This window comes from Streptococcus pseudopneumoniae (genome assembly GCF_038148935.1).
Lineage (GTDB): Bacteria > Bacillota > Bacilli > Lactobacillales > Streptococcaceae > Streptococcus > Streptococcus pseudopneumoniae_U.
This window is the reverse complement of sequence record NZ_JBBJZX010000064.1, coordinates 1-11,695: the sequence shown is the minus strand read 5'-3', so window position 1 is coordinate 11,695 and position 11,695 is coordinate 1. Positions and strand designations below refer to the sequence as shown.

Sequence of the window (11,695 nt, the reverse complement as noted above, 5' to 3'; positions counted from 1 at the left end):
GAGGAAGAAGAGGAAGAAATTATTGAAAGATTAGAACAAAGCAAGGCAAATCAACTGTTTTGGACAGTTACATTGCTAACAATTGCGTCTGGCGGAGATAATTTAGGTATCTATATACCTTATTTTGCTTCATTAGATTGGTCACAGACCCTCGTGGCCTTGCTTGTGTTTGTAATCGGCATAATTATCTTATGCGAGATTAGTCGGGTGTTATCCTCTATTCCCTTAATATTCGAGACAATTGAAAAATACGAGCGAATCATTGTGCCCTTAGTATTCATTCTACTTGGACTATACATCATGTATGAAAATGGCACGATAGAGACTTTTCTGACCGTGTAGATTTTTTTGTTTCACTAGGATTTTATCCCGAGCTCAAATTGGCTCTCTGATTTTCAGAGGGCTTTTTATGTTGTCACCTTATCTCGATATACTCAAGTATAATCTTCGGTTACGGTTCCTAGCACAATAAAACCAACTATATTCATTTGTTCTCATCTTGTTCCATTGTTGAAAATATGGTATACTTTTTCATGAGAATTTTCTAAATTTTTAATATTCTGTCAAAGGAGGTTTGCATGCTTTCCAAATTTTCTGGAAGCCGACAAGACCTGAAATTTGTATTGCTTTTAGGTATTTTACTAGGTGTTTTAGGAATTTCCCTCTTTTTAGCTGTTTCAATGGGATCCGTTGCGATTCATCTAGGAGATACCTATCGGATTATTTTGAGCAGGTTGGGGTTTCCTCTTGAGATAGGAGAGGTTTCCAAGTCCACTCTTGCCATTGTATGGAACATGAGATTCCCTCGAGTATTGTTAGGTCTGATAGTAGGAGCAGGCCTTTCTATGTGTGGTAGTGTGATGCAGTCTACAGTGAACAATCCCATCGCAGAGCCTTATGTCTTAGGAATATCTGCGGGTGCAACTCTAGGAGCAACCCTAAGCATCATTCTTGGTTTAAAAGTGATGATTAGCCTTGGAGCTTTTCTTGGAGCTATTTTGGCAACAATTGCTGTCCTCATCATAGCCTCTATGCAGGGAAGGATGACAACTTCTAGCCTGATTTTATCAGGAACGGTGGTCAATGCTCTCTTTCTGGCTTTTTCCAACTTTATTATCTCAGTTGGCGCTAATGCGGATAGTGTGATGACCATTAAGTTTTGGACCATGGGCTCGCTCGCTGGGACTTCCTGGGCAGACTTGGTCCTGCCAACTATAGTAGTAGGAATGGCCTTTCTATTTTTCTCTACTCAGTATCGTGTTTTCAATGCGATGATGATGGGAGATGAGGCTGCTTTAACTTTGGGAATTCCCTTACGCTTTTATTGGTATCTTTATGTGACCATGGTGGCTGTGCTAACAGCAGTCTTAGTGGCAACCTGTGGGATTATTGGATTTGTCGGTCTGATTACTCCACATTTAGCTCGAGGGTTAGTAGGAACGAATTACAAGAGGCTTTTTCCTGTTGCAACCTTGCTAGGTGCCCTCTTTGTCATTTGGGCAGACGTACTCTCTCGTATCATCATTCCAAACGCAGAGCTTCCTATTGGTATTTTCACAGCCTTGGTAGGTGCTCCCTTCTTTATCTACATTGTTGGAGGTAGGCGAAGGGAGGTGAGGGTCTGATATGGACTTGATTTGTCAAGATATCCATTTTGGACTAGGAGAGAAAAAAATCCTCAAGGGAGTCTCTCTTAAGGTTGAAGGGCATCAATTTCACACGATATTAGGACCAAATGGAAGTGGAAAAACCAGTCTACTTAAACTCCTCTATCGTCAGGAAAAGGCGGACAAAGGCTTGATAAGCCTAGATGGAAAGCCTCTGGAACAATGGACGCTCAAAGAAACAGCCAAGCAAATGGCAGTTGTGACCCAGTTTAACCAGCTGCAGTTTGATTGTACAGTTGAAGAAATCGTCTTGCTGGGAAGAACTCCCCACCTCTCTTTTTTACAGAAGGAAAGGGAAAGAGATTTTACACTCGTTCATGATGCCCTCGTTAAGGTGGATATGCTTGAGAAGAAAACTCGTCTCTATTCGTCCTTATCAGGGGGAGAGAAACAGCGAGTCTTACTAGCCCGCGCCTTGGCGCAAGAACCGACTCTCTTACTCCTAGACGAACCAACCAATCACCTGGATATCAAGTATCAGTTAGACTTGTTGGCCATTGTGAAGGAGCACAAGGTCAATGTTCTAGCTGTCCTGCATGATATTCAACTTGCTTGTCGCTATTCGGATTATCTCTATCTGATGAAAGAGGGGGAAATCCTGTACCAAGGGACTCCAAAGGAGACCATCACCCCTGAGTCATTGCAAACTGTATATGGAGTTCAAAGTCAGGTGACTTGGACCGAGGATCAGCAAGCCATGATTCACTATTTATAAAAATGAAAAGGAAAATAAGATGAAAAAAACACTAAGCATTTTACTGGTAACAGTAGCTACCCTAACCCTGGCAGCTTGTGGTAACACTACTACAGAAAAAGCTACCACACAATCAAGCGCAGAAACAAGTCAAAAGGCTAACGCAGAGACGACTTATCCGCTAACTATCAAAACCTATGATGCTAAGGGAAATGAAGTCGAACAAGTTTTTGACAAGGCACCTGAAAAAGTTATCACAAACAATCTTTCAACCACTGAAATCTTATTGGAGTTGGGGTTGAAGGATAAAATTGTTGGCATGCTCAATCCAGACAATGCTGTGACGGACAAATACAAGGATGCGATTGCGACTATTCCTCAAATTGGGGATAAAAAAACAGTCTCACAAGAGACAGTCCTTTCTTATGAGCCAGACGCTGTGATGGGTCGAAATATGATGTTTTCTGAAAAATCCTTGGGGACAGTTAGCACTTGGAATGAAAACAAAATCCCAGTCTATACACAAAAAGCTTCTCTCTCAACAATTCAGCAAGATTTGGGGAATATCGTAGAAGATGTCAAAAATCTGGGAATGATTTTTAATGTTCAGGACAAGGCTAATGAATACGCAGCCCAATTACAAACTAAAATTGACGTTGTTAAGAAAGCAAATCCAGCAAGTCAAGGTGAAAAGAAAAAGGCTTTGATTATGGTTGCTTATAATGATCAAACCTTTGGTGCCTACAAGTCTGCTTTGCAAGAAAGTTTGCTGAACCAACTTGGTTATACAAACGTTGCTACGGGGACATCAGGCTTGACCTTGGAAAATCTCGTGTCAATGGATCCTGAATTGATTATCTATGTAACCAGTGACCGCAATAAAAAATTGGATGAAAAAGCAGTAGAGTTGATGAAGGCAAATGCTGTTTTGGAAAGCGTTCCTGCTATTAAGAATCAAAAAATCATGACCATCTCTTACGATGAATTGATGGATTATGGTCCAGCAGTGATTGATTCCCTTGAGAAAATCAATGACTTTATCAATAAATAATGAGTTTGATTGGGAAGGAATTCAAGTTAAAATCAGCCTTCCCTCTAACTACGACCCCAATCAAACCTATCCGGCTATTTTATTGAATGATGGAAACTTGGATTTCCTATCGTCCCTTTCAGAATCTGTGATTTTAGTGGGCTTGACCTCTAAAAATCGCCTAGATGACTACACTCCATGGAAGGCAGCTGCTCTGAGAGATGGAGCTCCAGATTTTGGAGGTCAGGTCAACGCCTATCATGGTCATTTATTTGGTGGTCTTTTAGACAAGTTGCAGTCGCTTTATCGCCTGGACAAAAATCGCCTTGCCTATGGAGGTTACTCACTAGGTGGTTTGACAGCAGTATACAGTCTTTTCCGTTTTGATAAGGTCTCCTGTATCTTCTCTATCTGCGGTTCCTTTTGGTATCCTGATTTTACGACTTATTGCAGGGAAGAAAAGGTGAGAAATTTGGACTGCTTGCTGTATTTACAGAATGGTCAAACAGAAGGAGCACACCATACTAATCGCTTGGCTCAAGCACCAGCCTATGCTGAGCAGATCCATACCAGTCTTCAGAAATGCTATCCGAACGGCCAGTTTGTCTTTGATCCTTATGGACACCATGAACAAGTAGCTGAGCGATTTCTAGCTTTTTCCAGCTGGTTGGCCCAAAAATGGAAAATCAAGTAAAAGGATTATCCCTTGGCTTTTGCCAAGGGGTTCTTGTATTTGTTTAACCAAGGTTTTCTCTCTTTCTATCTGGATTCCATACGAAGCTCGCGATGAAGCTAAAGATGATAGTTAGGATAGCGAGGACAATCGCAAGGATGAGGGCAGGTATGCGGATAAGCCACCAGAGTGGGTTTGGTTTTTTATCATTGTGCCATTGTTTCGTTTCGTCGTCCAGACGTTGAAATTCTGCTTGGATACGATTGGCGACTGTTTCAATGCCTTCATCATTCATTTTCTTGATATCTGAGATATCGATTGGATTTCCAAAGTTCATATCGACACGCTCACGGCTAACCAAGCCTTTCAAGGTCATAGGACCTGTGTAGGTAACCGGCATGATACGGACCTTGGCCATTTTGGCAATCAGAGCTACGCCACCCTTGACATCGTTTGAGTGACGGCTCCCACTTGGAAACATGATGAGAGAGCGATCACTTTTTTTAAGAACATTGATAGGATATTTGATGGCAGAAGCGCTAGGATTTTCACGGTCGATAGGAAAGGCACCACACATACGAATCCACCAACCAAAGATACGGTTGGCAAAGAGTTCTTTTTTGGCCATAAAGATAAATTGTTTTGGCTTGGTCGCAAAGGCCATGTAAACAGGATCCCACCAGGTACGGTGAGGGGCAACCAGAATATAATTTTCATCTTGATTAGGAATTTTATCAGTATTATGATAGTGGGCATTGCCATTGATGGACCATAGGAGCAAGACAACCAATCCACGTAAATAAGTATAAAACATGCGATCTCCTTCGATTCTTTTCTTGTTATTATTATACCTTATCAAAGGAGGGCTGGCAAACTTTTCCTTTGACTAGATGCATATTTGGGGTGAGATTAGAATTCTTTTAGAAAAAATGATATGATAGAATTTATGGATAAAAATAAGATTATGGGATTAACCCAAAGAGAAGTCAAGGAAAGACAGGCTAAGGGCTTGGTCAATGATTTTACTGCTTCGGCCAGTACCAGCACTTGGCAAATCGTTAAACGAAATGTCTTTACCCTTTTTAACGCTTTAAACTTTGCCATTGCTTTGGCACTAGCCTTTGTGCAGGCTTGGAGCAATCTGGTCTTCTTTGCTGTTATCTGCTTTAACGCTTTTTCTGGAATTGTGACCGAGCTACGGGCTAAACACATGGTGGACAAGCTCAATCTCATGACCAAGGAAAAGGTCAAAACCATTCGTGATGGCCAGGAAGTGGCTCTGAATCCTGAAGAATTGGTGTTAGGAGATGTCATTCGTTTGTCTGCAGGAGAGCAGATTCCTAGTGATGCTTTGGTTTTGGAAGGCTTTGCGGAAGTCAATGAAGCCATGTTAACAGGTGAGAGTGATTTGGTGCAAAAGGAAGTTGACGCCTTGCTTTTGTCCGGAAGTTTCCTAGCCAGTGGGGCAGTTTTAGCTCAAGTTCACCATGTCGGTGCAGACAACTATGCTGCCAAGCTCATGCTGGAAGCCAAGACCGTTAAACCAATCAACTCTCGTATCATGAAATCGCTGGACAAGCTAGCTGGTTTTACTGGGAAGATTATCATTCCTTTTGGTCTGGCTCTCTTGCTAGAAGCTTTGATTTTAAAAGGCTTACCTCTTAAGTCGTCCGTTGTAAATTCGTCGACAGCCCTTCTGGGAATGTTGCCCAAGGGAATTGCCCTTTTGACCATTACTTCGCTCTTGACTGCAGTGATCAAGCTGGGCTTGAAAAAGGTCTTGGTTCAGGAGATGTACTCTGTTGAGACCTTGGCGCGCGTGGACATGCTCTGTTTGGACAAGACGGGTACCATCACCCAAGGAAAGATGCAGGTGGAGGCTGTTCTTCCGCTGACGGCAACTTATGGTGAAGAGACTATTGCCAGTATCCTGACCAGCTATATGGCCCATAGTGAGGATAAAAATCCAACTGCCCAAGCCATTCGCCAGCGTTTCCAAGGTCAGGTAGCCTACCCTATGATTTCCAATCTCCCCTTCTCAAGCGACCGCAAGTGGGGTGCCATGGAGTTAGAAGGCTTGGGAACAGTTTTCTTAGGGGCGCCTGAGATGTTGCTGGATTTTGAGGTCCCCGAAGCCAGAGAGGCCTTGGAGAGAGGGTCACGTGTCTTGGTCTTAGCTCTCAGTCAGGAAAAATTAGACCACCACAAACCACAGAAACCATCTGATATTCAGGCTCTAGCCTTGCTGGAAATATTGGACCCCATTCGAGAGGGAGCAGCAGAGACGCTGGACTATCTCCGTTCTCAGGAAGTGGGGCTCAAGATTATCTCTGGTGACAATCCAGTTACGGTATCCAGTATTGCCCAGAAGGCTGGTTTTGCGGACTACCACAGCTATGTAGATTGCTCGAAAATCGAGGATGAGGAATTGATTGCTATGGCTGAAGAGACAGCTATTTTCGGCCGTGTTTCCCCTCATCAAAAGAAACTCATCATCCAAACGCTGAAAAAAGCGGGTCATACAACGGCTATGACAGGGGATGGGGTTAATGATATTCTGGCCCTTCGTGAGGCGGATTGCTCTATCGTGATGGCTGAGGGAGATCCTGCGACACGTCAGATTGCCAATTTGGTTCTCTTGAACTCTGACTTTAATGATGTTCCTGAGATTCTCTTTGAAGGTCGTCGTGTGGTCAATAACATTGCTCACATCGCCCCTATTTTCTTGATAAAGACCATCTATTCTTTCTTGCTCGCAGTTATCTGTATCGCCAGTGCTCTTCTGGGACGGTCTGAGTGGATCTTCATTTTCCCCTTCATTCCGATCCAGATTACCATGATTGACCAGTTTGTGGAAGGTTTCCCACCATTCGTTCTGACTTTTGAGCGAAATATCAAACCTGTTGAGCCAAATTTCCTCAGAAGATCCATGCTTCGTGCTCTACCAAGTGCTCTCATGGTTGTGTTCAGCGTTCTTTTTGTGAAAATATTTGGAAGTAGCCAAGGTTGGTCTGAGTTAGAAATCTCAACTCTACTCTATTATCTCTTGGGGTCAATTGGTTTCTTATCCGTATTTAGAGCCTGCATGCCATTTACCCTATGGCGTGTCCTCTTGATTGTTTGGTCAGTAGGAGGCTTCCTAGCCACAGCTCTCTTCCCAAGGATCCAGAAACTGCTTGAAATTTCGACCTTGGCAGGACAAACACTACCTGTTTATGGAGCCATGATGTTGGTCTTTACCGTGATTTTCATTCTAACCAGTCGTTATCAAGCTAGAAAATAAAGAAAGGCTGCAATCTGTGGATTGCGGTCTTTTTAGGTACAAGATTGCCAGCCGAAATGTGGTATAATAAGAAGTAATAGAGTTTTGGAAAGTGAGAGAAGATGATTTCAAAGAGATTAGAATTGGTGGCTTCCTTTGTGCCACAGGGGGCTATTTTACTAGATGTGGGAAGTGACCATGCTTATCTGCCTATCGAGTTGGTCGAAAGAGGACAAATCAAAAGTGCCATTGCAGGTGAGGTTGTGGAAGGTCCCTACCAATCTGCAGTCAAAAATGTTGAGGCTCACGGCCTAAAGGAGAAAATCCAAGTCCGTTTAGCCAATGGCTTGGCAGCCTTTGATGAGGCAGATCAGGTATCGGTCATTACCATTGCTGGTATGGGCGGTCGTTTGATTGCCACTATATTAGAAGAAGGCTTGGACAAGTTAGCTAATGTAGAGCGTTTGATCCTTCAACCCAATAATCGTGAAGACGACTTGCGTATCTGGCTACAGGAGCATGGTTTTCAGATTGTAGCTGAAAGCATCTTAGAAGAAGCTGACAAGTTTTACGAGATTTTGGTGGTGGAAGCAGGTCAAATGAAGCTATCAGCCAGTGATGTTCGCTTTGGACCTTTCTTGTGCAAAGAGGTCAGTCCAGTCTTTGTCCAAAAATGGCAAAAAGAAGCTGTTAAGCTAGAGTTTGCCCTCGGACAAATCCCAGAAAAAAATTTGGAAGAACGTCAAGTTCTAGTAGATAAGATTCAAGCCATCAAGGAGGTGCTCCATGTTAGCAAGTGAAGTGATTAACGCGTATGAAGCCTTTTGCCCTCAGGAATTTTCAATGGAGGGAGACAGTCGTGGCCTGCAAATTGGAACTTTGGACAAGGATATCCAAAGAGTCATGGTGGCTCTGGATATTCGTGAAGAAACGGTGGCTGAAGCCATTGAAAAGGGTGTGGACTTGATTATTGTCAAGCACGCGCCGATTTTCCGTCCCATCAAGGACTTGGTAGCTAGCCGTCCGCAAAATCAGATTTACATTGATCTGATAAAGCATGACATCGCAGTTTATGTCAGCCATACCAATATTGACATCGTTGAAAATGGCCTCAATGACTGGTTCTGTCAGATGCTAGGCATCGAGGAAACGACTTATCTGCAGGAAACTGGCCCTGAACGTGGAATTGGTCGTATTGGGAATATTCAGCCTCAGACATTTTGGGAATTGGCCCAACAGGTCAAGCAAGTCTTTGGCCTAGATAGCCTTCGATTGGTGCATTATCAAGAGACTGATTTACAGAAGCCTATTTCAAGAGTGGCCATCTGTGGTGGTAGCGGGCAGCCTTTCTATAAGGATGCTTTAGCTAAAGGAGCGGATGTCTATATCACTGGTGACATCTACTACCACACTGCCCAGGATATGCTGTCTGATGGCTTGCTAGCATTGGACCCAGGTCACTATATTGAAGTGCTTTTTGTGGAAAAAATCGCAGCACTCCTTACTCAATGGAAAGAGGAAAAAGGCTGGACAATCGATATTGTACCTAGTCAAGCATCGACCAATCCTTTCCACCATATCTAGTTAGAAGGTGAAGATAATGAAAAAAGTTGCCATTATTGGAGCAGGAATTGTGGGGGCAACAGCTGCCTACTACCTCTCGAAAGAAAGTGATTTAGAAGTAACCGTCTTTGACCATGGACAAGGTCAGGCTACCAAGGCCGCAGCAGGAATTATCAGTCCTTGGTTTTCCAAACGCCGTAATAAAGCCTGGTACAAGATGGCGCGCTTGGGGGCGGATTTTTATGTGGATTTATTAGCTGATTTAGAGAATTCAGGGCAAGAAATCGACTTTTACCAGCGTTCGGGAGTCTTTCTCCTGAAAAGGGATGAAACTAAGTTGGAAGAACTCTATCAACTGGCCCTCCAGCGCAGAGAAGAATCTCCTTTGATAGGGCAATTAGCCATTCTGGACCCAGCATCCGCTAATGAATTATTCCCTGGTTTGCAGGGATTTGACCACCTGCTCTATGCTTCTGGTGGAGCGAGAGTAGATGGCCAACTTTTAGTAACTCGTTTGCTGGAAGCCAGTCATGTCAAGCTGGTCAAAGAAAAAGTGACCCTGACACCTTTAGCATCAGGCTACCAGATTGGCGAAGAGGTGTTTGATCAGGTTATTTTGGCGACGGGAGCTTGGTTGGGACACCTGTTAGAGCCTTTAGGTTATGAAGTAGATGTTCGTCCTCAGAAAGGACAACTCCGAGATTATCAGCTTGCCCAAGACATGGCAGCTTACCCTGTTGTTATGCCAGAAGGGGAGTGGGATTTGATTCCTTTTGCAGGTGGGAAATTATCCCTAGGCGCTACCCATGAAAATGACATGGGATTTGATTTGACGGTAGATGAAACCTTACTCCAACAAATGGAGGAGGCAGCCTTGCCTCGCTATCCAATCTTGGCAGTAGCGACTTCAAGAGCTGAGCGTGTGGGAATCCGTGCCTATACCAGTGATTTCTCACCTTTCTTTGGGCAAGTACCTGGCTTAGCAGGTGTCTATGCTGCTAGTGGACTAGGTTCATCAGGCCTCACAACGGGTCCTATCATTGGTTACCACCTAGCTCAATTGGTCAAAGACAAGGAGTTGATCTTGGACCCTGAAAACTACCCAATTGAAAACTATGTCAAACGACTAAAAAGCGAATAAATATTTTACTGAAATTTTAGCTTAGCTTCTAGGATGGCAAATGACATTCCCTATCAAAAATGGTAAAATAAGAAAAAATCCGAGAATCGAGGAAAGAAGATGCAAGAAAAGATTTTGGTAACGGGTGGGGCAGGTTTTATCGGGACCCACACTGTTATTGAGTTAATCCAAGCAGGTCATCAGGTTGTTGTGGTGGATAACCTTGTTAACAGCAACCGTAAAAGTTTAGAAGTTGTTGAGAGAATTACAGGAGTTGAGATTCCTTTTTATGAGGCTGATATCCGTGATACAGATACTCTTCGTGACATTTTCGAACAAGAAGAACCAACAGGTGTCATTCACTTTGCTGGTTTGAAGGCTGTTGGCGAATCAACCCGTATCCCTCTTGCCTATTATGACAACAATATCGCAGGAACTGTTAGCCTTTTGAAAGTTATGGAAGAAGCCAACTGTAAAAACATCATTTTCAGTTCTTCTGCGACAGTTTACGGAGATCCGCACACAGTACCCATCTTGGAAGATTTCCCACTTTCAGTGACTAACCCATACGGTCGTACTAAGCTTATGCTAGAGGAAATTTTGACGGATATTTACAAGGCAGACTCAGAATGGAATGTGGTCTTGCTTCGTTACTTCAACCCAATCGGAGCCCATGAGAGTGGTGATTTGGGAGAAAATCCAAACGGTATTCCAAACAATCTCTTGCCATATGTGACTCAAGTAGCCGTTGGAAAATTAGAGCAAGTGCAAGTGTTTGGAGACGATTACGATACGGAAGATGGAACTGGTGTTCGTGATTATATCCACGTTGTTGACTTGGCTAAAGGTCACGTCGCAGCTCTGAAAAAAATCCAAAAAGGTTCAGGTCTAAACATTTATAACCTTGGGACAGGTAAAGGCTACTCAGTTCTTGAAATTATCCAAAATATGGAAAAAGCGGTGGGACGTCCAATTCCTTACCGCATCGTAGACCGTCGCCCAGGGGATATCGCAGCCTGCTATTCAGATCCTGCAAAAGCCAAAGCAGAACTCGGCTGGGAAGCAGAACTCGGCATCACCCAAATGTGTGAAGACGCATGGCGTTGGCAAAGCAAGCATCCAAATGGATTTGAAGACTAAGATGGTGATGTCAATCATTGTCCCCTGTTTAAACGAAGAGGAAGTACTTCCTCTTTTTTATCAGGCTTTGGAAGCTTTACTTCCAGATTTGGAAACAGAAATCGAGTATGTCTTTGTCGACGATGGATCAAGTGATGGAACCTTGGAACTCTTAAAGGCCTATCGGGAACAAAATCCGGCAGTGCATTATATTTCTTTCTCTCGAAATTTTGGAAAAGAAGCAGCTCTTTATGCAGGATTGCAATATGCGACAGGAGATTTGGTGGTGGTGATGGATGCAGACCTCCAGGATCCTCCTAGTATGCTGCTTGAGATGAAAAACTTACTAGACCAAAATGAAGATTTGGACTGCGTAGGAACACGGAGAACCAGTCGGGAGGGGGAACCCTTCTTTCGCAGTTTCTGTGCTGATCTCTTTTACCGCCTTATGAAAAAAATCAGCCCAGTAGCCCTGCCCTCTGGTGTTCGTGACTTTCGTATGATGAGAAGAACTGTGGTCGATGCCATTTTAAGCTTGACTGAGTCCAATCGTTTTTCTAAGGGACT

The 11,695-nt window shown here is 43.5% G+C and carries 12 protein-coding genes; 11 read left to right on the top strand and 1 reads right to left on the bottom strand.

Annotation, left to right across the window (positions count from 1 at the left end; translation table 11 throughout):
• The 5 genes from WKI42_RS07535 to WKI42_RS07515 all read left to right on the top strand — a co-directional run.
• The coding region (locus tag WKI42_RS07535) for a cadmium resistance transporter (protein ID WP_368081595.1) at window positions 1–342 on the top strand (342 nt) is incomplete at its 5' end.
• A gap of 236 nt (window positions 343–578) precedes the next feature.
• Window positions 579–1,625 (top strand): iron ABC transporter permease, encoded by a 1,047-nt coding sequence (locus WKI42_RS07530; RefSeq protein ID WP_368081594.1) that lies wholly within the window; start codon window positions 579–581, stop codon window positions 1,623–1,625.
• A 1-nt stretch (window position 1,626) separates the two neighbouring features.
• Window positions 1,627–2,382, top strand: a complete 756-nt coding sequence (locus tag WKI42_RS07525) for an ABC transporter ATP-binding protein (protein ID WP_368081593.1) — start codon at window positions 1,627–1,629, stop codon at window positions 2,380–2,382.
• A gap of 19 nt (window positions 2,383–2,401) precedes the next feature.
• Window positions 2,402–3,412 (top strand): ABC transporter substrate-binding protein, encoded by a 1,011-nt coding sequence (locus WKI42_RS07520; RefSeq protein WP_368081592.1) that lies wholly within the window; start codon window positions 2,402–2,404, stop codon window positions 3,410–3,412.
• Window positions 3,393–4,085 (top strand): alpha/beta hydrolase-fold protein, encoded by a 693-nt coding sequence (locus WKI42_RS07515; protein ID WP_368081591.1) that lies wholly within the window; start codon window positions 3,393–3,395, stop codon window positions 4,083–4,085. Before WKI42_RS07520 ends, WKI42_RS07515 begins: the two co-directional genes overlap by 20 nt.
• A 43-nt stretch (window positions 4,086–4,128) precedes the next feature.
• Here the strand turns inward: WKI42_RS07515 and WKI42_RS07510 are convergent, their stop codons facing one another.
• Window positions 4,129–4,878: a 1-acyl-sn-glycerol-3-phosphate acyltransferase gene (locus tag WKI42_RS07510; protein ID WP_368081590.1), complete on the bottom strand. Its 750-nt coding sequence runs from the start codon at window positions 4,876–4,878 to the stop codon at window positions 4,129–4,131.
• A gap of 132 nt (window positions 4,879–5,010) precedes the next feature.
• Between WKI42_RS07510 and WKI42_RS07505 the strand changes: the two genes are divergently transcribed.
• The 6 genes from WKI42_RS07505 to WKI42_RS07480 form a co-directional block, all read left to right on the top strand.
• Window positions 5,011–7,347, top strand: coding sequence for a cation-translocating P-type ATPase (locus tag WKI42_RS07505; RefSeq protein WP_368081596.1), 2,337 nt, complete (start codon window positions 5,011–5,013; stop codon window positions 7,345–7,347).
• Window positions 7,348–7,448: 101 nt separating this feature from the next.
• Window positions 7,449–8,126: a tRNA (adenine(22)-N(1))-methyltransferase TrmK gene (locus WKI42_RS07500; RefSeq protein ID WP_368081589.1), complete on the top strand. Its 678-nt coding sequence runs from the start codon at window positions 7,449–7,451 to the stop codon at window positions 8,124–8,126.
• A complete protein-coding gene (locus tag WKI42_RS07495) occupies window positions 8,113–8,910 on the top strand; it encodes a Nif3-like dinuclear metal center hexameric protein (protein ID WP_368081588.1) in 798 nt (265 codons plus the stop codon). Before WKI42_RS07500 ends, WKI42_RS07495 begins: the two co-directional genes overlap by 14 nt.
• Window positions 8,911–8,926: 16 nt before the next feature.
• Window positions 8,927–10,030, top strand: coding sequence for an FAD-dependent oxidoreductase (locus WKI42_RS07490; protein ID WP_368081587.1), 1,104 nt, complete (start codon window positions 8,927–8,929; stop codon window positions 10,028–10,030).
• A gap of 99 nt (window positions 10,031–10,129) precedes the next feature.
• A complete protein-coding gene (gene galE, locus WKI42_RS07485; protein ID WP_368081586.1) occupies window positions 10,130–11,149 on the top strand; it encodes a UDP-glucose 4-epimerase GalE in 1,020 nt (339 codons plus the stop codon).
• Window positions 11,133–11,695 (top strand): glycosyltransferase family 2 protein (locus WKI42_RS07480; RefSeq protein WP_368081585.1); only part of this gene is annotated, 563 nt, incomplete at its 3' end. The genes galE and WKI42_RS07480, both read left to right, overlap by 17 nt.

Coding starts and splice junctions, on each gene's coding strand:
- WKI42_RS07530 (WP_368081594.1), top strand. CDS start 579: ATGCTTTCCAAATTTTCTGGAAGCCGACAAGACCTGAAATTTGTATTG.
- WKI42_RS07525 (WP_368081593.1), top strand. CDS start 1,627: ATGGACTTGATTTGTCAAGATATCCATTTTGGACTAGGAGAGAAAAAA.
- WKI42_RS07520 (WP_368081592.1), top strand. CDS start 2,402: ATGAAAAAAACACTAAGCATTTTACTGGTAACAGTAGCTACCCTAACC.
- WKI42_RS07515 (WP_368081591.1), top strand. CDS start 3,393: ATGACTTTATCAATAAATAATGAGTTTGATTGGGAAGGAATTCAAGTT.
- WKI42_RS07510 (WP_368081590.1), bottom strand. CDS start 4,878: ATGTTTTATACTTATTTACGTGGATTGGTTGTCTTGCTCCTATGGTCC.
- WKI42_RS07505 (WP_368081596.1), top strand. CDS start 5,011: ATGGATAAAAATAAGATTATGGGATTAACCCAAAGAGAAGTCAAGGAA.
- WKI42_RS07500 (WP_368081589.1), top strand. CDS start 7,449: ATGATTTCAAAGAGATTAGAATTGGTGGCTTCCTTTGTGCCACAGGGG.
- WKI42_RS07495 (WP_368081588.1), top strand. CDS start 8,113: ATGTTAGCAAGTGAAGTGATTAACGCGTATGAAGCCTTTTGCCCTCAG.
- WKI42_RS07490 (WP_368081587.1), top strand. CDS start 8,927: ATGAAAAAAGTTGCCATTATTGGAGCAGGAATTGTGGGGGCAACAGCT.
- galE (WP_368081586.1), top strand. CDS start 10,130: ATGCAAGAAAAGATTTTGGTAACGGGTGGGGCAGGTTTTATCGGGACC.